This window comes from Streptomyces angustmyceticus (genome assembly GCF_019933235.1).
GTDB lineage: Bacteria > Actinomycetota > Actinomycetes > Streptomycetales > Streptomycetaceae > Streptomyces > Streptomyces angustmyceticus.
In genome coordinates, this window is record NZ_CP082945.1 from 1124720 (window position 1) to 1147529 (window position 22810).

Consider the following 22810-nt stretch of genomic DNA (forward strand, 5'->3'; position numbering starts at 1 on the left):
CGCCATCACATCCCCGTCATGCTCCACAGCGCGCCGCCTCTCCTCCGGCAGCCGGTTCCTCCGGCTGACGCACCACGAGTTCCCAGACGTCACACGCATGACACCGGCATGCCCGGAATGGCCCCAACCGCCTGACGTACGGGCGTGGCATCCACACCCTGCGCGCTGGAGGACAGACCATCAGGGTGGGTGCGATGCGTTCCACCCGTTGTCCCGGCCACCCCTCACCGGCCGGCGGCCCTGTGCCCACCCCACTCTCCCCCGGGGCACCCAGCGGCACAGGGCCGACAACACCCCAACTGAAGCCTCCTCGGCCCCAAGTAACAGGTCCCGGTCCGCAGAGTCGGCGGCGCGACGCGGTGTCCTGGCCCGACGCTCCGCGTGCCGGAGAGTGCTCCCCGTGATCGACTGAGTGAACTGTGGTCCGTTTCTGGTCATTGCTGAAAGTGCTCACAGAGGAGAGGGAATGCACCACATGGGGGCACAGCAACCCTCCCAGCATCTCCCAACTTCCCCCAGGGGCCAGCAGCCGGACCCTCCGGGTCCTGCTCGTGCCCGCGGGCCCAGAAGCTGTCGAGCGGTGGCGTGGCGAGGAGCAGCATCCGTCGACCGGGACGTGGCGGTTGCCGTCGGCTCCGTGCTCGCTGATGTCCTGCGCGAGAGAGCGAGCTCGGCCTGTGGCCTGGACGGCGTCTTCGGGCGTGATGTCGCCGAGCGCGTCGCCCGGTTCACGCTCGACGGCGGCAAGCGGACGCGGTCACAGTTCCTGTGGTGGGCCTTGCGTGCCTGCCGGGGAGGCCACGACCACGAGCAGGTCCGCCGCGCGCTGCGTCTCGCTGCCGCACTCGAACTCCTCCAGACCTGCGCGCTCGTGCATGACGACTTGTTGGATGCTTCCCGGCTTCGCCGTGGCAGACCTACCCTGCAGGTCGACATCGCCGCCCAGTACGCCGCGGCCCCTCGGCCGGGAGCGGGCGAGGCGCTGGGCGTCGCTGGAGCCCTGCTCGGCGGCGACCTCGCGCTGGCCTGGGCGGACGACACCGTCGCCCACCTCGAACTGCCGGCACAGACCGGCCGCCGCATCCGGGAGATTTGGACCGCCATGCGGACCGAGATGGCCGCAGGCCAATACCTCGACCTGCACGCTCAGGCCACCGGATCGACCTCGCTGTCCGACGCGATCCGCATCGCCTACCTCAAGAGCGCCTTGTATTCGGTGGAGCGGCCCCTGGCGCTCGGCGCAGCCCTGGCCGGCGCCGACGAAACCTCCGCCCGGGCGCTGCGGGCGGCCGGCCGCAGCGCCGGAATCGCCTTCCAACTCCGCGACGACCTCCACGGCGCCTTCGGTGACCCCGGGCAGACCGGAAAGCCCTCGGGCGACGACCTCCGGCAGGGCAAGCTCACCCCTCTCGTCGCCATGGCCCGCGCGCGAGCGCTGGCCAACGGCGACGCAGCCTCCCTGGCTGTCCTGGACGATTGTGTCGGCTGCCCCGGCCTGACCCCCGAGGACCTCACCGCGGTACGGCACGTGCTCGTCGTCACCGGTGCCCGAACGGCAGTCGAGACAAGGATCGTCCGGCTCGTCAGGCACAGCACGCGCCACCTGAACTCCGCCGATCTGGAACCCAGCGCCCGCTGGCGGCTCCACGCCCTGGTGTGCGCGGTGGCCGGTGCACCCGCCACCGCCGCGGGCTCCTCCACCTCGCGGGCGGCGAAAGAGGCGGGCGCGCCACCACCGTCGGGCAGCACCGCCGACGCCGACCACTGGTGAGGGACAGAACGCGATGCGGCAGGGGCCTACCGCGGGTGCCGTTGCCGTCCATGCATTCGGCGCAGCACGAGGAGCGCGGGCCGTGGCGCAGTGGTCTTCTTTGAGGACCGACGTCCTTCACCGAGGAGAATGCTGTGATCATCAAGAAGCTGCACGAAGCCGGGCTGCGCAGTGAGCACGCCTACTGCGCCGCTCTGGGGTCCATCGGCATCTCGTTCCTGAGCTGGGCCGCCTCCACCAAGCTGGAGAAGTCCGCCGATGTGGACCGGGCAGACCGGTGGGGCATCTTCGTCGGCGAATGGGCTCCCACCTTCTTCGGTCTCGGCCTGGCGCTGGCGCAGTACGAGAAGGACGGCCTTCTGCACCGGCGCTGACGGCACCGGCCGGGCCCGCTGTCACGGGCTTTGCGGGTCCACTCCGGTGTGCGCTTCGGCGTCCCGGGTACCGGTCGGCCGGCGCGAGGGCCCCTTGGTGCCCGTCTTGCGCATGCCCTTCTCATCACTCTGCGCGGCGCGGCGTTCGCCGCCCTTGGTCTCGCTCTTCACCTCGCTCGCCGGTGGCACCTTCTCCTGCCCCGCGCCCTCCTTGCTGTGGTCCGCCTCAGGGGCGTAGCGCTCCGGGTGGAAGGACCGGTGCGCGCTCTTGTTCTCCTGCTGACGGGTCTCGTCGACGTCCGGCGACCACCCGTGGTGTTCGCTTCCCTTGTGCCTGCTGGGGCCCTCGCCCATTTCCGGGTGCGAGGACTTCCGGTCCTTGGACATGTCGCCTCCTGTTCCGGGGCACCGCAGGCCAGGCCGCGATCGCCGTGGCTCAAGGGCCCGCGCCGCTACCTCCAGCCTGGAGACCCGACCGGGCCTTCGCATCCCGGCCAGAGCCTGCAAGGAGATGCGGAGAGTTGACGGGCGAGCACTGTCTGTTCCTCCCTGCGGTTCCCCGGAGGCGGACGCATGGTGGTAGCGGGGAACCATTTGCCCAGGGGGACTGTCGAGGAGAAGCGATGAGAGCTCTGACCTGGCACGGAAAGCGCGACGTGCGTGTGGAGACCGTCCCCGACCCGAAAATCCAGGATCCGACCGACATCATCGTGCGTGTCACCTCCACCGGCATCTGCGGGTCGGATCTGCACCTCTACGAGATCTTCGGGCCCTACCTCGACCCCGGAGACATCCTCGGCCATGAGCCCATGGGCATCGTCGAGGAGACCGGCCCCGAGGTCACCGAGGTCTCGGTCGGCGACCGCGTGGTCGTCCCGTTCAACGTCTCCTGCGGCACGTGCTGGATGTGCCAGCGCGGCCTTCAATCACAGTGCGAGACCACCCAGGTCACCGACCGGGGCATGGGCGCCTCCCTCTTCGGATTCACCAAACTCTACGGCCAAGTCCCCGGAGGACAGGCAGAGTTCCTCCGAGTGCCGTTCGGCAACACGCTCCCCATCAAGGTCCCCCAGGGGCCGCCGGACCAGCGGTTCGTCTACCTCTCCGACGTCCTGCCCACGGCCTGGCAAGCCGTCGCCTACGCCGCCATCCCGCCGGGCGGAAGCGTCACCGTCCTCGGACTCGGACCCATCGGCGACATGGCCGCCCGCATCGCCCTCCACCAGGGTGCGAGCAAGGTCATCGGCGTCGACCTGGTCCCCGAACGCCTCGCACGGGCCCGGGAACGCGGCGTCCATACCCTCGACCTGAACGAGCACGGCAAGGGCCTTGCGGAGGAGATCCATCGGCTCACCGATGGGCGCGGCACGGACTCCGTCATCGAGGCGGTCGGCATGGAGGCCCACGGCGCCCCGCTCACGCGCGCCGCGCAGAACATGGCATCAGTGCTGCCCGACGCCCTCGGCGAACGACTCATGGCACGCGCCGGCGTGGACAGCATGACCGCCTTCAACACGGCCGTCGATGCCGTACGCCGAGGCGGCACCATCTCCCTCATCGGCGTCTACGGCGGCGCCGTCGACCCCGTACCCATGCTGACCCTGTTCGACAAGCAGATCCAGCTCAGGATGGGCCAGGCCAACGTCAAACACTGGGTCGACGACATCCTGCCCCTGCTCAACGACGAGGACGTCCTGGGCGTCGACCACTTCGCCACCCACACCCTCCCCCTGGAAGACGGCCCCCAGGCGTACAAGACCTTCCAGGCCAAGGACGACGGGATGATCAAGACAGTCCTCACCCCGTGAAACCGCAGCCCGCCGCGAGCCGGGGCCCTGTTGCACGAGGGTCGGGCGGGCGTGGTCGGTGGCTGAACGCAGCAGGAGGTCGACATGGCGGCTGAAGAACGGGCCCCGGACGACCCGGTCAGCAAGCATCCGCAGCCTGAGTTCCCGCAGCAGGGCCAGAGCCACCCGGGCTGGACGGGGCCGATGGACCCGCCGCCCGATCACGGCGAGGAGTCCCACCGGGGCAGCGGCCTCCTCGAAGGACGCAAGACGGTGATCACCGGAGGAGACTCCGGCATCGGCCGGGCCGTCGCCCTGGCGTTCGCCCGGGAGGGCGCGGATGTGCTCTTCACCTTCCTGCCCGCCGAAGAGGACGAAGCGGCAGCGACCACGCGACTCGTCACCGAAGCAGGCCGCAGCGCCGTACCGATCGCCTGCGACATCCGGGAGGAGGAGCAGTGCCGGCTGCTCGTCGAGCGTGCCGTCACCGAGTTCGGCCGGATCGACATCCTGGTGAACAACGCGGCGTACCAGATATCGCAGCCCGACGGGATCCCGGCCATCACCACCGAGCAGTTCGACCGGGTGATGCGCACCAACCTCTACGGGATGTTCTGGCTGTCCAAAATGGCGCTGCCGCACATCCCCGCGGGCGGCTGCACCATCAACACCGCTTCGGTCCAGGCATACAAACCCAGCCCTCACCTGCTCGACTACGCCACCACCAAGGGAGCCATCGTCACCTTCACCCAGGGACTGGCACAGATGCTGGCCTCCGACGGCATCCGCGTGAACGCGGTGGCTCCCGGCCCGGTATGGACACCGCTGATCCCAGCGACCCTGCCGGACACCACCTTCGGCAAGCAAGCCCCCCTCGGACGACCGGCCCAGCCCGCGGAGATGGCCCCCGCCTACGTCTTTGTCGCCTCCCCGCGGGCCAGCTACAACACGGCCGAGGCGCAGCAGCGGCTCAACCGCAGTCCACGCTGGCGTCTCGAACCGCATCAGCACTCCGTGGACAGCCCGGCGAGTGTCCGATCTGGCTTTCGCCGCGTGGATTGATGACCGCTTGCACGAGCAACATCACGACTGCTGCGTACGCGCCCGTGCCCACCCGTGCACCCGCGAGCGGTGCCCGGCAGCGCGCCCTACCGACTTTCCCCGAGACCGTGCCCTCCGCAGGCCCTAAAACGCGGTAAACCAAGGTCAATACAGGTGCCCTCCAGCACTCCCCGTTCCACCCCACAGCCCGCGTTTGCGCAGGCCAGCCCCTCAACGGCGATGACAAGCCCCGGTGATTCCCAAGCTCGGAGCGCGGGTTCGATTCCCGTCACCCGCTCCGCACAGAGCCCCAGGTCAGCGGCCTGGGGCTTACTCATCGGGAAGCCGCTTGAGCCGCAGTCGATACACCGTGTACATCAAGCCCGCACTACGCGTATATCTCGCCATTCTCCCGGGATGCGTTGCCCTTCCTGACCGGCACCCCGATCCTGGAGCGTTCGCCACCAGCACCAAAGGGGGACAGGTGAACGTGCCGCGCTGTTTCTACGGGCGCGTGGCGCGGGGAGTGCGATGGAGGATGCGGTGGGCTGCCTCTTCGCCCCAGATGAGGCTGCCGGTGGGCCTCCACGAATGCCTGGTCCCGCATGGGGTCGGTGAACCGCCCAGAGTACGGTGAACATATCGGAGTATTTCGAGTTCTCCCAATTTTGCCGGTGTCCCTCTCTGCGAAACGAGAGGAACGCACCCCTCCACTGCAGGGACGCCTTGCCGCAGACAGCACGATGGAGCGATGGAGCGATGAGGACGCCAACCGTTCCATAACTGACGGCGGTAGGTGTGAGCATTGGCCGTTGGGCACCTCGTACGCCTGACAGAGAAGCCAGCATGAGACCTGTAGAATCGATGCCTTCGGCAGGGATGGCCGAGGTCCGCATCGTCGCCGCATCCCCCGAGGCCGCGCGCCGGGTCGCAGAAGTACTCCGGCGCTGCTTCCCCGCCGCCGAACAGCGCAGCTACCCCGCCGGCCACGACGGCGGGACCCGGCTCCACATCACGGTGGACACCTCGCACACCTCCGAGCCCAACGCGGCGGCCGCGCCATGGCTCGTGACCAGCGAGTCAGCCGCGCGTGACCGGTCGCATGCGGACGAGGTCTGAAAAAACCGCGCCTCAGACCCGCGGCTGCGACAGGGGCGTCCCCTCGACCGGGAGCCCGCCGCTTCTCCGCCGCGATGAGCGCGACACAGTTGTCCCCAGAGGGAGCAGTCATGGCATCACTGACCGAGCGGAAGGCGTACCGCGAGAAGATCATGCAGGCTCTGTACGAGGCCACTGAAGGCAACCGCCTCCTGGGTGTCACCGGGACCAAGCTGGCCCAAGATCTCGCGATCCCGGCAGAGGATCTGGCTGCCGCCTGCACGTATCTGGTGGGCGAGGAACTGATTACGGTCGACTGGACCGCGGGCAATACGCCGGCCATGGTCACGCTGACGCACCAAGGCATCCGGCGCATGGAGGCCGAAGAAGAAAAGCACGGTTGACGCCATGCTCAGGCGGCGTCCGAACCCTTCGACTGTCACTTTTCGCTGCCCGGGCCACGCGGCCGCCAGGTGCTCCAGGTGCTGTTGGCCGAGGGTCTGCGCGGGGCGGCAAGGGATGCATGTGGGGCCGGGAGAGCGAGGAAGCCGCGGTCAGAGCTGACTTGCGGCACTCGGATGGGACGGCGCGATGGGCTGTCCGGGCACGGGAGCACGTGCCCCTACCGGCTGAGGCCCGGAGAACAACCCATCCGGCCGTCAGTGCCGTTCCTCCGCGGCGGGTACCGGTGAACCATGGCTGGCACCTTCACCACCCGCACCATCACCATGGCAACCGGCGCCACGGAGACCATGCACGACCTGACGAACGCATGCTCCGCGTTCCTCCGGGAGGCCGCTCATGGGCGAAACGGACTGCTGCACGTCTTCACCCCCCACCCGACGTCCGGCCTGGCCATCATCGAGACCGGCGCGGGCAGTGACGATGACCTGTTGGCAGCCCTCCGCGGCGTTCTTCCCGCGGACGACCGCTGGGGGGACCGCCACGGCAGTCCGGGCCACGGCAGCGGCCACGTGCTCCCGGCTCTGGTACCGCCACACGCCACGTTGCCCGTGGTCGACGGCGAGCTGGAGCTGGGGGCCTCGCAGTCCGTCGTACTGGTGAACACCGACCAGGACGGCCCCGAGCGCCAGGTCCGGCTGTCCTTCCTCGGCTGACCGGACGTCCCACGCGGTCCTGCGGCTGACAGCCCCCCGTTGGCAGCTGATGTCGCACGAGAGTGTCCGGCTGCCCGCACGGGAGGCGCTGCCTCTTCGCCATTCTCGGGCCGACTACTCCAAGGTCTCCTGCCGTTCGCCTCGTCGCTCCGATCGGCTCGGTGAGCCTTACCAGGAGTAAGCTGGAACTACCGAGGGCAATTCGTACACCAGCCTCCACGCTCGTGTCGTTTTCGGCGATCACGACACCGGGCCGGTGTGATCGGCCCGGGGCAAGGTCCGCGTCATGACCACGACCATTCCGTATACGCCGGCGGTCGAAGACCGGACCTCTTCGCTGCCCCTGCGACTCGTGCTGGCACCGGCCGGCACCGCTCCTGCTCTGCTCGACGGTGCGTGGTGGCCCCGCTCCCGTGACCTCACGGCGGAACTTCCCGCACTGACAGCCGTCCTCGACCCGCTGTGGGGGCGGATCACCCGCGTCACGGTGAACCCCACCTTCTGGCCGGTCATCCCACGGAAGGTGCCCGTCGACGGGCACGTGGTGGGTGTCGGCTGGTTCACGGCCGAGCAAGACCCCCACAAGCTGCTGCTGCTCTCCTACAACGTCGGACGCTGGGACCTCCTGGTCATCCCCCCGGAGACCAGCCCGGCCACCGCCGCCCGGCTCATGACAGAGGCCGCCGATCCGCTCGGCACCCTCACCGCGAGTGCCCTGATGAACGAAGCGGAGCAACGCCGGATCGCGGAGGAGGTGGAACTGTCCCTGGTCTCGGTCTGGGACTCCGAAGGCGGCCATGGCGCAAGCCTGCCGACCTCACGTTCCCCCGCCCGAACAGTCATTGCTCAGGTACCGGATACGGCGAAAGGTATCTGAGCGTCGTGTCAGTCATCGCGAGCGCGACGTCGGTCCTGCAACCCGCTCCGGGGGAAAGCCCCAGGCCAACAGCCTCGGGCTGATCTCTTATCCGGACGGTCTCCCACAGTGCGCCGTTCGCGCGCCGCAACATGCAACCAATGCCGCGTTGCGCGACGCACCCACGAAGGCTCCCATTCCATTGCCCATACCCGCGCGGCTACGGCGAGGGCCGGGCCGACTGCTCGTCGGACCGGCTCTCGCCGCCGTTCACGCCCCCACTCTCGGCCATCTCGGCCGCCTCCCTGGCGCCTCGGCCGAGGGAGAAGGCCGGTTAATTTGTTCCCGTGGCGCGGATCGCACCACAACTCCCCCTGATACGCCGCCATTCACCGTCGCGCGGCGACGCACTGGCACCACCAGCACCAGAACGCCCAGCAGCGCCACTGCCCCCAGGGGCGTCCGTGCACGAACGGTTCCAGCCCGCTTTTGCGCTGGCTGTGAGTTCGCTCCGCCGGCGAGGCGTGATTTCCACGCATGGTCCGTGGCGGCAGCGACCCTAGGTAAGCGCTGCGCCATTCGGGCGACATCTGGGTTCTCCCTCTATCCGGGGACCGCCGGTGACGCCTTAAATAGCAATAGTGAGTCCGGAGGTTGCCCATTCCTCTCGGGGACTCATGCTTTTGCCGGTTGGCCGGTAGCGGTCAGCGGCATTTCCTGATGGGCGATCCTTGGACGGCTGATCAGTTGCCTCTATCAGCTGTGATCTGACTGGCAGTCGGTCCTTGAGGAGCCCAGGACTAGATCGACCAGACCTAGATCGCGAAGGCTCAACATGGGCAAGGGTTCTCAGCCGAAAAGGCATCAACTGCTTTGAGTCGTGGTGAGTGGAAGATCAACTCACGCTGCCGACTCCGCTGACTTCGAACATACCGGTCTCGGCGGATCTCATCTCAAGCTGGGCTCCACGGACCGCTTGCACGCCCAAGTGACCGACTCGGGCGACAGCTCCGCCGGTTTCCCGACTCCCCTGTACTTTCCATCAGACCTGTATGCCGGACACCCTCCGCGTACGGCACAGGCGACGATCCTGCATCAGGCGACCTCCGGTTCGGCGTCACCAGGAGCACGCGGTACGAGCGCCCACGCCTGAGTGCGCTCAGGCAGCGGTGACGAGTGCGCACACCACGCTCGATCGAAGCCTTCATGTTCCTCCCGGCGTGCAGCCAGAGGCACAGCTCACCCCGCGCCCCAGGCGCCGGTCGCAGCGGTGCAAGCGCACCGCTCCCCCACCGTTCCAGGGCGGCATCAGGGCTGCCCCGGAGCCCTTGGAAAGGAAATCCACGATGGCAACATCCGTACCTCTGGGAACCGCCGCTACCTACGGAGTGCTCGCCAACACGGCCGTCACCAACACCGGTCCCACCGTCGTCGCCGGCAACCTCGGAGTGAGCCCCGCCGGTGCGGTGACCGGCTTTCCTCCCGGAACGGTCACCGGAACCATCCACGTGAACGACGCCGCCGCGGCGCAGGCCCAGGCCGACCTGCTCGTCGGGTACACCAACGCACTCTCCCAGCCGGTCACGGGCACCGTCGCGACGGAACTCGGCGGGACCACCCTGACCCCCGGCGTGTACAACTCCCTCTCCGGCACGTTCACCCTCAACGGGACACTGACCCTGGACGCTCAGGGCAACCCCAACGCCGTCTTCATCTTCAAGATGACCACCACGCTCATCACGGGAGCCGCCGGCAACGTCAATCTCATCAACCAGGCGCAGTCCGCCAACGTGTTCTGGCAGGTCGGCAGCTCCGCGACGCTCGGCGCCGGCTCCACGATCAGGGGCAGCATCCTCGCCTTCACCTCGATCACCGCCACGACGGGGGCCACCGTGGACGGCCGGCTGCTGGCTCTCGGCGCCGCCGTCACGCTGGACTCGAACGCGGTCACCGTGCCGCCCCTGTCCACCTGCCAGGTGGTGGTCCAGCCGGTGGCCGGGCCGGTGGTCGTCGGGCAGCCGACCCCCGTGTCCGCTCTGGTGACCTGCAACGGCCTGCCGGTCTCGGGGGCCTCGGTCACCTTCACCGGTGGTGCGGTCCCGGTGAGCGCCACCACCAACGCGGCGGGCATCGCCACCGGATCGCTGACCTTCAACACCGCCGGGCCCGCCACCATCACTGCCACCGTCACCGCGGCCGGCAGCGGGTGTGCGTGCACCGGCGTCGTCTCCGCGCCCCTCCCCATCACCGTCACTCCGCAGCCGTCCTGCCTGGTGGTGATCCAGCCGGTGGCCGGGCCGGTGGTCGTGGGGCAGCCGACTCCCGTCTCCGCTGTGGTGACCTGCAACGGTCTGCCGGTCGTCGGTGGGTCGGTGACCTTCACCGGTGGTGCGGTCCCGGTAACCGCCACCACCAACGCGGCCGGTGTCGCCACCGGAACGCTGACCTTCAACACGTCCGGGACCGCCACGGTCACGGCCACGGTCACCGCGGCCGGCACCGCCTGCGCGTGCACCGGCGTCGCGTCCGCGCCCCTCACCATCCCCGTCACTCCGGCGACGGGCCCGCTGAGCTTGGCGCCCGCCTGCTGGCACGTCAACCTGCCCATCCCGATTCCGAGCGTGTTCGCGGCGACATTGACGGCCAGCGTCACGCCGGCGCAAGCGGGCGTCACGGTCAACTTCTTCGTCTACGGCCTGCCGGTGGGATCCGCGGTGACCAACGCCAACGGCATCGCCACCCTCAACGCCGGCCTGTCCATCCTGCAGATCAGCGCCAGCAACTACACGGCGACCGCCACCGTCGGCGGCGTCCCCGTCCAGGCCACCGGCACCCTGAGGCCCTGCTTCCCGCCGGTGTGACCGGGCCTGCGCCCGATCGGCCGGGGCCGCGTGACGGGTCCTGCTGCGGTACTCGCATACAGGTCTGATCCACGCAGTGCAGACCCTGACTTGACGGCCTTCCGGTGAGCGGCCGGCCCCTGAGGGGCCGACCCTCAAGGGCTGTCCCCCGTCGTGCAAGGACGGGGGACAGCCCGACTCGAACTCACCGGTGAGCCACTGGGCACCACGCCCGTCGGCAGGACGGACACGGGGTCGGAACGCCCCGGGTGCCGGTGGTTGCGTGGGCGACTCACAGGTGAGGACCGGGGCCGGTGTTTGGCTCCGGCATCGGCCCCGGGACAGCCGTGCGGTGTCGCAGTCCCAAGGCCCCGCGTGGAGTCCCCAGGTGGCCGGGCTGACGCATGTTCGGCAGCACCCCGGGGCCCGTGGTCAGCTCGGGCTCGGCCTACTTGCCCCGCACCGACCCCTCGCCCAGGTCAACGTCCTTGTATCACAGCTCCGCCAGCTCCTCCGGGCGCGTCGAGGAGGATCATCAGCTGCCAGCGCAGCCCGGTAACGTCGGCGAGGTCGATGACCTGCTCGACGGTGGCGACCAGACACTCGTCGGCCTCTTCCTTGCCCGCGCCCCTGATCCGGCACTTGCTCTTCTGGATGATGTCGTCATCGACAGCAGCCTCCATGATCGCCTTGAGCAGTGGTAGGGCTTCGCCACCGTGGTTGCGCCCATCGCCTCCAGACGCGGACCCGCTGTTTGGGCATCGCGATAAGCCAGCTCGCCTTGAAGGTGTCTGACACGCCGCCACTGGCTCAATGAGCCCTTTGGCCCGGTTGGCTGGGTCACGCTGTCCTAGTTGATCACGGTGGTTTCAGGAGCCCGTGTGCACCGTCGCATGAGGGGTCTGCGAGTGGGTCCTTGCACGGTCGGCGGCCGCCGGGCAGGGCGGCAACTTGTGCTCCAGGTCCTCACCGGGCGGGGAGCCGAAGAGCCGCAACGGACTCGAACACTTCGACCGTGGAGTATGGCAGGGCCTCGTTGCTTCCCGCCTGCGCTCAGTCATCCGCGGGTCGGCTCACCTTCCCCCTCGCCCTCATCCAGACCCGCGCACCGTGCCACCGGCGCCAAGCCACCGGAGTCGAAGGCCAGGCCGCCTGGTGACTGACCCGTTGGAGACAGCCGGTCCAGCGGGTGAGGGCGCAATGAGGCTGCTGGGTGAAAGGGCATGGGTATGGCGGCAGGTAAGCGGCCGGCGGACACGGGCGCGGTGGACCGGTCGGAAGGGTTCGGCGAGCGGCTGCTGGGGGTGCTGCTGGACCGGGCGCACGAGATGCCGCCGCAGTTGATCGCCCCGCTGATCGCGGAAGAGGTGGCGAGGGTCGGCGGCCGCGACGTCTCGATCCTCCTCCAGGACTATGCGCAGCTGCTGCTGGTACCCCTGCCGGGCAGGCGGCTGACCGTCGGCCGGCCCGAGCTGATCAGTGACTCGCACGCGGGCGCGGCCTTCCTGTACGGGGCCCCTGTCGAGGTACCGCAGGACGACGGCGTCCGGATGTATCTGCCGTTGCTGGACGGCAGCGACCAGGTGGGCGTGCTGGCCCTCACCCTGGACACCGTCGATGACGATGACCGGCGCTTGTTGCGCAGACTCGCCGGCCTCGTCGCCGACATGCTGGTCACCAAGCACAGCTACACCGACCAGTTCTTCCTCGCCCGACGCCGCGAGCCGATGAGCTTGGCCGCGGAGATCCAGTGGTCCCTGCTACCGCCGCTGGCGATGTCCGTCCCGCAGGTCTCGGTGGCGGGAATCCTGGAACCCGCCTACAGCGTCGCCGGCGACAGCTTCGACTACGCCCTCAACGAGGACATCCTGCACGTGGCCATGGTCGATGCGATGGGCCACGGCCTGGATGCCGCCACCATGGCGACCGTCGCCATCGGCGCCTACCGGCACGCCAGACGCGCCGAAATCGGCCTGTCCGAGATCTACGCGTTCATGGACCGGGCCATCGCCGAACAATTCGGGCCCGACCACTTCGTCACCGCGCAGATGATGCGCCTCAACATCACAACGGGCCACCTGCAGTGGGTCAACGCGGGACACCCCGCACCGCTGCTGATCCGAAACGGCCAGGTTCTCCGGCAACTGGAGAGCCCGACCACCTTGCCGGTCGGCTTCGGTGGCGAAGAGCCCCAGATCAGCGAGCAGCTGCTCCAACGCGGCGACCGGGTGCTGTGCTTCACCGACGGCCTGATCGAGGAGCACGAAACCGGCGAGGAACAGTTCGGTGAGGAACAACTCATCCACTGGGTCAACCGCATCGAGCACACAGAGAAAGGAGTGCGCGCGGTGGTCCGCTCACTCTCCCACACCCTGAAACAGGAGCGGGGCGGGAGCACCAGCGACGACGCAACCCTCTTCCTGATCGAGTGGCGCGGGGCCGCCGCCGACCACCTCGCCGTCCTGGAGTGAGCCGACAGCCGCACCACCATGCGGCGCAGGCGACAGCGCGCAGGCTCGCTGCCTCGCCAACCGTGATGCACACTCGCCACTGACTTCCCTCTGACTGCCGCCCCGGCTGCGGCTGCGGCAACTGAGGATCATCAACCGCCTCAGAGGGCCTAAGCAGTCAGTACTTCTGCCCGGTTCGGCTTCGGTCAGCCGGTGTGACGGCCATGAACGGTTCGCCCGACAGCCGAGGCCACCCGGCGGATGGCGCCCCGGCCCGGCGGCCGTTCGGCGGGCGCGACGCCCGGCCGATGGCGGGGAACCCGTACCCGTAGCGTCCCGGGAATGATGCGGCACCGCACGGGAGTGGGCAGGGTGACGGCTTCACCGTCCAGCCCGACGGGGATGAACGGGACGTCGGCATCGACGACGACCTCTTCAGAGGTGGCGAGATTGGTCAGGCCGTGCGTCTGCCCCTCTCGCAGCCGGGCGGCGGTCTCGGCGGGCGTCTCCGCCCTGGCGGCCAGTACCCCCAGGAGCCCGGAGTCCAGTTGCGCACGCCTGCCAAGCCCGGCCGGATCATCGGCCCGGTAGGGGTTGTTGCTCACCAGCACGGCATCAGGCCGGTCCACAGTGAGCAGCCCGGCGCGTACCACCAGCTCCGGGCCTTGGTGGCGGGCCAGGAATTCCGGGAGGATCCGCACCGTCGTGCCGATCTTGTCCTCGCGATAGGCCGGGTCCTGCACCAGAGCGGCATAGGCACCGAACGACACGTTGTTGACGAACACCCGCTCGCCTGCGAACCCGAGATCCACGCGCAGTTCGACGCCGTCTGTGAGGGCCTCCAGTGCGGCCGAAGGGTCGTCTCGGTCCAGGCCGAGGTCCATCGCGAAGTGGTTGCGGGTACCGGCCGGAATGACCACGAAAGGAACACCGTTCTTCGCGGCCACGCCGGCGACAAGTGCCTGCGTGCCGTCTCCGGCGGCCACCCCCAGCAGGTCCGCACCGTCATCCACCGCGCGTCGGGCGACAGTCGCGAGGTCCTGGGGCCGGGAAGGATCGAGCAGGAGAACCTGAGCCCCCAACGCACGGGCCTTTTCGGCGATGCGGAACCGGCTCGCCTTCCCTCCTCCCGAGCGGGGATTCACGATCAGATACGGCCGTCGTGCGGCGGCCACCGGTCGGAACGTGTTCTCGGTCATGGCAGGCGCCGACAGGCCGCGTTCATCAGCCCGGCGCACGTCACCGGCACAGGCGCCGGCACGACTGCTGTTACCACGCCCGCTGCTGGCGATGCCGTCCGCAACCGGCCCGGTCCAGCGATCGCACCGGCTTCCACCTTCATGGCGCCTCCTCCGGCAGTCACGGCTCCGGCACCGGCCCGGTCGCCTTGATGACAGGACTCACGGTTGGGGGGTGATGACGGCGCGTCCTTGGATCTTGCCGTCGTGCAGGAGCTGGTATGCCTCGTTGGCGCGTTCCAAGGGGAAGTGCTCGACCAGCATCTTGATCTTTTGCTGCTGGGCGAGGGTGATCACTTCCATCAGTTCGGGAAGGGAGCCCCAGTAGGGCGAGGCGACCGAGCACTCGTGCGGCGGGCTGGAGAAGTTGACGGGCAGGGCTCCGCCGCCGAGACCGACGATGGTCAGGTGTCCGAGCACCCTGGCCACCTGGGCCGCCATGCGCAGAGTCGGGTCGATGCCGACCATGTCCAGTACGAGCTGAGCGCCCTGTTGCCCCGTCATGTCCTTGATGCGTGTGACCGCTTCCTCGCCCGAGAGCAGCACCTCGTCCGCGCCCATGCGCTTGGCGGTCTCCAGCTTGCCGGCATCGGTGTCCACGGCGACGACGGTGGTCGCCGCGCTGAGCGCTCGCACCATCTGGATGGCCATCTGGCCCAGACCGCCCACCCCGATCACCACCGCGGTCGAGCCCGCCCCCAGCAGGTGCACCGATCGCTTGACGGCGTGATAGCTGGTCAGCCCCGCGTCGCTGAGCGGGGCGGCCTGGCGGGGGTCGAGGGTGCCCAGCGGAATCAGGAATCGCGCCGCCGGGACGAGCATGTACGGAGCCATGCCGCCATCGGGCCCAGCCAAGCCACCGCCGCCAAGACCGCCCGAATTCTCGCAGTAGTTCTCCATGCCCACCCGGCAGCTCGCGCAGATTCCGCAGCCCCAAGGGCCGTAGACCATCACGGGGTCCCCGGACGCGAAGCCGGTCGCGCCCGGCCCCAGCTTCTCGACCCACCCCGCGTTCTCGTGGCCGATCGTGAAGGGCAGCTTCGGGAGCCGCTCCGCGGGCGCCTCCATGAGATGCAGGTCGGAGTGGCAGGCTCCCGCACCCCCGACCTTCACCAGGACCTGCCCGGGCCCGGGGTCGGGCACCGGCACCTCGCGCAGCTCCGGTGGCTTCTGCGCTTGGACGAGCTGGAATGCCCGCATTGCTGATCTCCTCCGGTCCCCTGATCAGACGCTCAGTCTCGGATCCCGTCGATGTCGACCCAGACGTGGCGCGGACCGCGGAAAATCTGGTTGCGGCGGTACGGCGGTGGGTCCTCGACGAGCCGGGGGTTTTGCACGCGGCGGACGAACTCGCCGACCGCGGTCTGGGCCTCCAGCCGGGCGAGCGGGGCGCCGAAGCAGTAATGGATGCCCTGGCTGTAGCCGACGTGCTGGTTGTCGGGGCGTTCGAGGTCCAGTCGGTCGGGGTTCTCGAACCGTTCCGGGTCGCGGTTCGCCGAGCCGTATGCCAGAAAGATCGGCGCGCCCTTCGGGATGGTGGTGCCGGCGATCTCGATGTCCTCGAGGGCGGAGCGAGTGGGCCAGAACTGGACCGAGGACTCGAAGCGCAGCAGCTCCTCGACCCCGGGCACGATGAGCTCGGGCCGGCGGCGCAGCTTCTCGAGCTGGTCGGGGTGCCGCAGCAGGTTGAGCACGCTGTGGGCGATCAGGTTGACCGTGGTCTCATGCCCGGCGAAGAGCATGAGCATGGCATTTCTGACGATCGACTGCTGGGACAGCCCCTCCGGGCCGCCGTCGTTGACCATCCCCGAGAACATGCCCGGTCCGGGCTGCTTGCGGTACTGGTCGATCAGGCCGGCGAGGAACTGCCTGAACTCGGCCACCTGATCGGGGACCGCCGCTGTGCGGCGCTGCTGCTCCGGGTCGTTCGCCTCCGGGCCGAAGTCCAACCCGTCCAGGGCTGCCTCGATCCAGCCATGGAAGCGCGGGATGGACTCCAGCGGCACGCCGAGGACCTTGCAGATGACGGTCACCGGCCCCGGGAAGGCGAACTCGTCGACGAAGTCGACCCGGGTCTTTCCCTTCATATCGTTCAGGAGCTCGCCGAAGACGCGGCGGATCTCGGGCTCGAAGTCAGCGATCGTTTGGGGACACTCGGGCGGCGCGAAGTGCCGCATCATCCGGCGGCGATCCACGTCGTGCTCGGACGGGTCCTCGGTGATGATCGTCGCCTCGAAGGGGTTCGAGGGCGTGTCGGGGCGCTTCCTCTGATCCGAGGTGACCCGGGGGTCGTGCAGCAGCTGGACGACCTCGCGGTAGGTGCTGACGACGTAGGAGCCGTCCGGCTGCCGCGCCACCGGTGTCCTGCGCAGTTCCTCGTAGAACGGGTACGGATTGGCGCGGTTGGCGTAGCGGAGGGCCTGCTGCCAGGGGGTTTCCTCGACCACGAGGCTTCCCTCCTTCTTCCTGTCGATGCTGTCCGCTTGCACGCCCGCCCCGGCGGGCGCGTCAACGAGGCCGAGGCCGGAACTCGGCCCCCCGCTCGCTCGGGTCGTGGCCGGTCAGGACGACGTCGGGGATCGCCGTCGGAACGCCGGGTTGCGGAAACTCGGCCGGAATCGGCTTCATATCGGGGGGGTGGTCCCAGCCCGGCGGCGGAGGCGGGAACGGACCCGATTGCTCGATCAGCTTCCCGTAGTACTCCAGCCACTTGCCGTGATCGAACGCGACGGCGGCGACAATGCGGCCCCGACGACCGTACGCGGCGGCGAAGCGGCGCTCCTTGACGGAACCCTGCGTGAAGACGATCTCGTCGCCGAACGGCGGCACACCGACGGACTTGATGTTGAGGCCGAACTGACCGGACCAGAAACCGGGCAGCAACAGATGCGGGCGATAGTGGGGCTCGAGGTTCACCATGTTGTGCGCCGCGGCCTCGGCGCCGAGAACGGCATTGTCCCAGTGCTCCATCGCGAGGAACTGGTACTCGTACAGCACGTGGGGCGAGCGCGCCACGTCCCCTGCCACGTAAATGCTGTCGGTGACCACGCCGTTGATGTCGAAGGCGCGACCGCCGGCATCGCAACCCACGCCCCAGAAACCGGATGCCAGCCCGGCGCCCTCCAGCCATTCCACGTTGCGGATCGACCCCAGCGAGGCCACCACCACGTCAGCGTCGACGGTGGTTCCATCCGAGAGATGAGCACGCCGCACGTGGCCGCCGGAGTCGCCCTCCAGTGACGACACGCCCAGCCCGCAGCGCAGGTCTACGCCGTGGTCGCGGTGCATCTCCGCGGCGATCTCACCGATCACCCCGCCGAGCGCGCCGACCAGTGGCGCCGAGCCCCGCTCGACGACGGTCACGGGGAGATCGAGTTCCCGGCAGACGGAGGCGACTTCCGAGCCGATGAATCCGGCGCCGATGACCACGACCCGCGACGGCGGCGCGGCCAGCGCTTTTTGCAGCTGTGCGGCATCATCACGCGAGCGCAGCGAGTAAACCCCCTCCAGGGCGGCCTCGTCCGGGTTCGGCCACTGTCGCGCCCGGGTGCCCGTGGCGATCAGCAACCGGTCGTACGGGATCTGCTCGCCGTCGGCCAGGCGCACCTGCTTGGCGGCCCGGTCCAACCCGGTGGCGGTCACCCCGAGCCGCCACTGCGCATTCACTTCTCGCAGGCGGGGCAGCTTGGTGTGGTCGGCAGGTACCCAGCCTTTGAGCACCTGTTTGGACAGCGGGGGACGGTCGTAGGGCTCGTACGGCTCGTCCCCGATGATGGTCACAGACCCGGTGAAGCCCTCCGCACGCAGGGCTTCGGCGGCCCGCAGCCCGGCCAGGGACGCACCGACGATGACGATCCGGCCGTTGGCTCTGAACTGGCGCACCAGCTCTGCGACCGTTGCCGGCACGGTCATGACGTCGCGCTCCCCTTCGCGCCGTCCAAGCGGTCGATCAAGATCGCCTGCACCGGACACGCCGCAGCGGCTCGCTCAACCTGCAGGCGCCGCTCGTCATCGGGATTCGGCTCGTAGGTGAGCGCCTCCTGGCCGGTCAATCTGAAGTCCTTGTGCGCCAAATACACGCATTGTGCGTATCCCTGGCACCGATTCAGGTCCACGGCGATTCGCATGGGCAGACTCCTTCCGATCGCCGCCCAGCCGGACTGCCCACCCGGCGCCCCCGCCGACGACACCGGCTGAGCACCCGCATGTTCGATCCTCTTCGCCACGGCGGTAGCTTCGCGGTGACGCTTACTGCTGGGGAGCGTCACGGTTTGCAGGTCGCGGTACACGTCCGATGGTGTCGGCATCAAGCTTTGCCCGGCCGTTGCCCCCTAAAAAAATGGTCCCCCTGTCTTCCGACGCCCGCAAATGCGCTGTTACGGAAGACATCTCATGGCAGCTGTAGTTCTTGATCACTGACCGGTTCGCGCAGGTTCGGGGGCTTCCGGAGTGCCTGCCCGCAGGGGAGCGGCCACCGGGATCATGAGCGTTTGTGGAGGCAATACGGCCCCGGCAGACCGAGCCGGCTGAAGCCGCTGATCTCGGCGCACCAGCCGAGCCAGGACAGCACCGCCGCCCGGCGGTCCAGGTGTTGACCGCCGCGGTGCCCCAGAGCAGTTCCAGAGCCTCGCCGACCTCGTCGTCCGCGACCGACGCCAGCGGGCGGCCTCAGCCGATCCGCTCCGCGGTCTTGCCGACCCCGATCCCGCAGCTGCGGCCCGTGTTCGGTTGCCGAGCGAGCCGAGGAAGGCGGGGCTCGTTGGGCTGAACGTAATGGAAAGGATGCGGAGCGTGGCAGGTCACCCCAGGGCGCGGTTGACGTCTCTCGCCTACTACCGCGACGCCGCGGAATCAGCGCGTAAAAATCATGACGCTCTCGAACGAGGGCACTTGACCGTCCCGGTCCTGGGAATCTCCAGCTCCCATGGCTCGATCCCCGACATGGCCGCCTCCATCAGCCCGTGGGCAGAGAACGCGACCGGCGTCTTCATCCCACAGGCCGGACACTTCATTCCCGACGAGCAGCCCGACGCAACTGTGGACGTGTTGACCGCGTTCATCGATCACGAGCGTGTCGGGTAGTTCGCGACGCGCTGGTCAGTCCGGTGACGTAGGCAAGATCAGCCAGCAGCCGTGCCCCGGCATGACCCACCACCCCTGCACCGTCGACGGAGACACAAAGCCAGGGACGCGAACCGTTTCCCTCCCTGCACGTAGAAAGTGCCTTCCATCTGGACCGACAGAACCCCTCGACAAGGTTCATCGTCCCAGATCAGAAGGCACTTTCGCGCTCCCGGCCACCAACCGTCCTCACGTCAACTGAAACGGCGAGGCTAACCGAGGGCCTCGGTGAAGTGGCTCTTGCCCGTGCTCGAGGGCCCGCAGATGCAGAGATTCTCCTTGCGAGTCACCCACTCGATCATCTTCAGCGAGTCCTGGGGCGGCCGTGGGATCGAGGAGGCGGTCTCGTCCCAGTTGCCGAACGTCTTGCCCGCCGGGAACCCGGGCCGCTTGCGGCGGGTGCGGAGGATCACGGCGTCCCGGCCGGATCACGCACGGGTGGGTCCCAGCGTTCTGCTGGGACCCACCCACGAGATAGTTGTGCGAAGTCAGTCCTTGAAGGCATCCTTGGCCTTTTCCCTGGCGCCGCGGAGATCTCCCTTGGATTCCTTCGCCGACCCTTCAGCGGCGGCGCTTTCATTTCCGACCGCGCGCCCTGCTTCCTTCTTGGCCTTGCCGGCGGCCTGCTCAGCCTTGGCCTTGGCCTTTTCGCTAGCGCTTATGACGCGGCCCTTTCGTAGGTGCATCATTCCAATGCCCCGTAATTCCTCCGCAAAACCAACGCCCATCCGAAACGATACGGAAGCGGCCCGGAGCGCGCTGCGGTGGAGGTGACTTCCCTGCGGGAACAGCGCCGCTCCGGGCACAGTCATCTTGTGTCCGCAATGAGCCGGATGACGCCTCACCAACGGCAAAGATGCTTCGGGGGCGGGACAGACAACGCAGTGTTGTCTGTCCCGCCCCCGAAGCATCTTTGCTGGCAGGGCGACTACCAGCGGTACCACCGTCCACGCTTTCCACCGGCTCCGGCAGAACGCAACACGAATCCGAGCAGCCACACCGCGAGAACGATGACCGCGACGACCCAAAGGGCCTTAAGAGCGAACCCAGCACCAAAAAGAAGCAGTGCGAGAAGAAGAACGAGTAGCAGGGGAACCATATCTATCAACCTCCGAGCTACCATGTGCCCCGGCCTTCGCCTCCCACACGGCGGACGACAATGTTTCTCGGTCCAAATACAGGGAAGTTCCACAGCGTGACAGTAGGGCTGAGGGGCCCGATGATCAATTGACTCGACAGAGGACCCGACGTCTGAGAATGAATGCTGAGGCGCGGCGACGCCCCTCCTGGCACATACTGCCGACCCCGCTGCCGTTGCGAGCGACTTCGTCGGGGCGAGGAAGGCTAGTTGACCAATCCCCGCCATTGTCTTCGACCGCCCCCATTTGGCGCGGGAATGTCCCCATGGGCAGTTCATGCGAATCCATGACCGCAACTGCTATTGGTGCCGATACTACGACGATCGCCCCGCCCGCCTCGCGGCCCTATGCGCATGCCGTTAACCGCCTACCCCTGCGAGTTCCGTCGGGGCTGGCCGAGGATGCGCTAGGCACCCGAGGCCGTTCACCGCCCGACTCGATGCACGCGACGCGACCCATGCGACGCTCCCTGACGGTACGTCAGCTAAGTCAGCATTGAGTCAGCATGCGTCCTGCCGGAGGTGGTGACAGGTGGCGACACATGCACATGCGCCAATCCGACCTACACCACCTCTGAGCTGCAAAGATGCTGGCCAACCCGCTACACCCACAACACCGCCGCCAACCTGGTGCCAATGGAACTACAACCTTGCCCTCCCCGATGTGGATGACCCCAGTGTCCTGGCCGCGCTGGTGGCTGAGGGCGATGATCTCGACGTCCTGGTCACGGCAGTGCACGACTGGTCCATACCGACACCGGCACCGGCACCGGGCCGGACGGTCGCCCACCAGATAGCCCATCTCGCGTGGTCGGACGCAAACGCACTCAGCGCCTTACGCACTCCGAACGCGTTCCGCGCCGAGCTTGGGCGGGCGGAGACCGAAGGCAGCGGGTATGCCGACAAGGCCGCCGCCGCGGGAGCGGCCAAACCGCGGTCGGTACTCCTGGACGAGTGGCGGGCCGGTCGAGCGGAATTGGCGGCGACGCTGCTCGACGCACCATGGGACCACGCATTCCCCTGGTATATGTCGAAGGTGACCCCGGCCCTGATGGCGCCCCTTCGTCTGATGGAAACCTGGGCGCACGGGCAGGATGTCTTCGACGCTGTGGGCGTGGCGCACGGCCCGACGGATCGGCTGCAGCACGTGGCTTCGCTGGGGGTGTTGGGACGGGCGCTGTCCTTCGCCGCCGTCGGACTGCCTGAGCCGGCGGCCCCCTTCCGCGTCGAGCTGACAGCATCTGACGGACAGACCTGGGTGTGGGGGCCCGAGGCTGCCGCGCAACGGGTACAGGGCAGCGCCATGGACTTCTGCCTGTGTGTCACCCGGCGTCGCCCCTGGCCTGAGACCGGCCTGACGGCATCCGGCGAGGACGCACAGAAGTGGCTGGAGGTGGCGCGCGTCTTCCTCTGAAGGCTTGTCGGGGTGGCTGGTCATGCGCGATGCGTAACGGTTGCGATCTGTCCTCCAGGAACGACGACGGCCCCGGAACGATCGCGTGGTGTGTGCCAGCGCGACAACTCCGAGCCCGTCAGCGGCCCATGCCCGGCGTCATCAGCCGACCACCCGACAGGCTCTCAGCCACCAACACAGCTTCCCTGCCGCGCGCTGCCGGCGATGGCCATTCCGTCGGCGTGCCGCTCCGCAGCCGGTTGCCGTCAAGGTCGCGCAGCTCAATCTCACGCGCCCACGGAGCGTCCTTCGCCTGCACACCCAACTCGGAGGCGAAGGAACCTCGACATCACAAACGCGGAGGTAGACCGACGTGCCGGGAGGAGCATCGCCTTGTGCTCCGACAAGAACAAGCGCACCCCGCCCCGACCCACCTCGACGAACGCGCGGGATTCAGCAAGCCGATGCGGTTGGTCAGTCGCGAGGAGGGGCTGCACGCCGAGGGCAGCGATGACGGCCTCGGCGCTGACTCCTTGCTTCTCCAGTCCAGGACGGATGGGGTCGCAAGAGGCCGCCCCCCGGTAG

The 22810-nt window shown here is 68.3% G+C and carries 20 protein-coding genes and 4 pseudogenes; 12 read left to right on the forward strand and 12 right to left on the reverse strand.

Translation table 11 applies throughout. From position 1 onward, the window contains the following. Positions 1-475: 475 nt before the first annotated feature. Together K7396_RS05455 and K7396_RS05460 are read left to right on the forward strand one after the other, a co-directional pair. Positions 476-1771 carry a polyprenyl synthetase family protein gene (locus K7396_RS05455; protein WP_086715521.1) on the forward strand — a complete coding sequence of 432 codons (1296 nt, stop codon included), beginning with the start codon at positions 476-478 and terminating at the stop codon, positions 1769-1771. Positions 1772-1905: 134 nt separating this feature from the next. Next, on the forward strand, positions 1906-2145 hold the full coding sequence (locus K7396_RS05460; RefSeq protein WP_086715492.1) for a hypothetical protein: 240 nt from the start codon (positions 1906-1908) through the stop codon (positions 2143-2145). A 21-nt stretch (positions 2146-2166) separates the two neighbouring features. Here the strand turns inward: K7396_RS05460 and K7396_RS05465 are convergent, their stop codons facing one another. Then, on the reverse strand, positions 2167-2532 hold the full coding sequence (locus tag K7396_RS05465; protein ID WP_086715490.1) for a hypothetical protein: 366 nt from the start codon (positions 2530-2532) through the stop codon (positions 2167-2169). Positions 2533-2768: 236 nt separating this feature from the next. Here K7396_RS05465 and K7396_RS05470 point away from each other — a divergent pair, with 236 nt between their 5' ends. The 7 genes from K7396_RS05470 (at position 2769) to K7396_RS05500 (ending at position 10906) form a co-directional block, all read left to right on the forward strand. Further along, entirely contained in the window at positions 2769-3953 is a 1185-nt protein-coding gene (locus K7396_RS05470) for a zinc-dependent alcohol dehydrogenase (protein WP_086715488.1), read from the forward strand. An 84-nt stretch (positions 3954-4037) separates the two neighbouring features. Continuing rightward, positions 4038-4994, forward strand: coding sequence for an SDR family oxidoreductase (locus tag K7396_RS05475; RefSeq protein WP_086715486.1), 957 nt, complete (start codon positions 4038-4040; stop codon positions 4992-4994). A gap of 825 nt (positions 4995-5819) precedes the next feature. Further along, positions 5820-6092, forward strand: coding sequence for a hypothetical protein (locus tag K7396_RS05480; RefSeq protein ID WP_086715484.1), 273 nt, complete (start codon positions 5820-5822; stop codon positions 6090-6092). Between the two features lie 110 nt (positions 6093-6202). Further along, on the forward strand, positions 6203-6475 hold the full coding sequence (locus K7396_RS05485; protein WP_086715483.1) for a hypothetical protein: 273 nt from the start codon (positions 6203-6205) through the stop codon (positions 6473-6475). Positions 6476-6766: 291 nt separating this feature from the next. Beyond that, entirely contained in the window at positions 6767-7189 is a 423-nt protein-coding gene (locus K7396_RS05490; protein WP_086715481.1) for a YjbQ family protein, read from the forward strand. 286 nt (positions 7190-7475) lie between these two features. Then, the gene (locus K7396_RS05495; RefSeq protein ID WP_086715479.1) at positions 7476-8066 is read left to right on the forward strand and encodes a DUF5994 family protein; all 591 of its coding nucleotides are present in this window, start codon (positions 7476-7478) and stop codon (positions 8064-8066) included. Positions 8067-9391: 1325 nt separating this feature from the next. Continuing rightward, on the forward strand, positions 9392-10906 hold the full coding sequence (locus K7396_RS05500) for an ice-binding family protein (protein ID WP_158101073.1): 1515 nt from the start codon (positions 9392-9394) through the stop codon (positions 10904-10906). 458 nt (positions 10907-11364) lie between these two features. On the opposite strand, the gene K7396_RS05505 is transcribed toward K7396_RS05500, so the two are convergent. Beyond that, a complete protein-coding gene (locus tag K7396_RS05505; protein ID WP_143589014.1) occupies positions 11365-11568 on the reverse strand; it encodes a hypothetical protein in 204 nt (67 codons plus the stop codon). 546 nt (positions 11569-12114) lie between these two features. Between K7396_RS05505 and K7396_RS05510 the strand changes: the two genes are divergently transcribed. Next, positions 12115-13356 carry a PP2C family protein-serine/threonine phosphatase gene (locus K7396_RS05510; protein WP_086715473.1) on the forward strand — a complete coding sequence of 414 codons (1242 nt, stop codon included), beginning with the start codon at positions 12115-12117 and terminating at the stop codon, positions 13354-13356. A gap of 185 nt (positions 13357-13541) precedes the next feature. Here K7396_RS05510 and K7396_RS05515 read toward each other — a convergent pair whose 3' ends face one another. The 6 genes and pseudogenes from K7396_RS05515 to K7396_RS05540 form a co-directional block, all read right to left on the reverse strand. Further along, positions 13542-14534, reverse strand: coding sequence for a diacylglycerol/lipid kinase family protein (locus tag K7396_RS05515; RefSeq protein ID WP_086715470.1), 993 nt, complete (start codon positions 14532-14534; stop codon positions 13542-13544). 201 nt (positions 14535-14735) lie between these two features. Continuing rightward, positions 14736-15773 (reverse strand): NAD(P)-dependent alcohol dehydrogenase, encoded by a 1038-nt coding sequence (locus K7396_RS05520; RefSeq protein ID WP_086715468.1) that lies wholly within the window; start codon positions 15771-15773, stop codon positions 14736-14738. Positions 15774-15805: 32 nt separating this feature from the next. Further along, on the reverse strand, positions 15806-17020 hold the full coding sequence (locus K7396_RS05525; RefSeq protein ID WP_086715466.1) for a cytochrome P450: 1215 nt from the start codon (positions 17018-17020) through the stop codon (positions 15806-15808). 61 nt (positions 17021-17081) lie between these two features. Then, positions 17082-18485, reverse strand: coding sequence for an NAD(P)/FAD-dependent oxidoreductase (locus K7396_RS05530; protein ID WP_086715464.1), 1404 nt, complete (start codon positions 18483-18485; stop codon positions 17082-17084). Next, complete coding sequence (locus K7396_RS05535) at positions 18482-18700, reverse strand: ferredoxin (RefSeq protein WP_086715462.1); 219 nt, start codon at positions 18698-18700, stop codon at positions 18482-18484. Before K7396_RS05535 ends, K7396_RS05530 begins: the two co-directional genes overlap by 4 nt. A 413-nt stretch (positions 18701-19113) precedes the next feature. Then, a pseudogene (locus K7396_RS05540) lies at positions 19114-19357 on the reverse strand (site-specific integrase); the annotation flags it as partial. Between the two features lie 37 nt (positions 19358-19394). Between K7396_RS05540 and K7396_RS05545 the strand changes: the two are divergent. Continuing rightward, positions 19395-19655, forward strand: a pseudogene (locus tag K7396_RS05545) (alpha/beta fold hydrolase); the annotation flags it as partial. Positions 19656-19909: 254 nt separating this feature from the next. On the opposite strand, the pseudogene K7396_RS05550 reads toward K7396_RS05545, so the two are convergent. From K7396_RS05550 to K7396_RS05560, 3 genes and pseudogenes are all read right to left on the reverse strand, one after another. Then, a pseudogene (locus tag K7396_RS05550) lies at positions 19910-20122 on the reverse strand (ATP-binding protein); the annotation flags it as partial. A 60-nt stretch (positions 20123-20182) separates the two neighbouring features. Then, positions 20183-20380, reverse strand: a complete 198-nt coding sequence (locus K7396_RS05555) for a CsbD family protein (RefSeq protein WP_373866885.1) — start codon at positions 20378-20380, stop codon at positions 20183-20185. Positions 20381-20622: 242 nt separating this feature from the next. Next, a complete protein-coding gene (locus K7396_RS05560; protein WP_006607051.1) occupies positions 20623-20793 on the reverse strand; it encodes a hypothetical protein in 171 nt (56 codons plus the stop codon). Positions 20794-21496: 703 nt separating this feature from the next. Between K7396_RS05560 and K7396_RS05565 the strand changes: the two genes are divergently transcribed. Next, positions 21497-22246: a maleylpyruvate isomerase family mycothiol-dependent enzyme gene (locus K7396_RS05565; RefSeq protein ID WP_167392697.1), complete on the forward strand. Its 750-nt coding sequence runs from the start codon at positions 21497-21499 to the stop codon at positions 22244-22246. 211 nt (positions 22247-22457) lie between these two features. Here K7396_RS05565 and K7396_RS05570 read toward each other — a convergent pair. Next, positions 22458-22722: pseudogene (locus tag K7396_RS05570) on the reverse strand (glyoxalase superfamily protein); the annotation flags it as partial. Between the last annotated feature and the right edge of the window lie 88 nt (positions 22723-22810).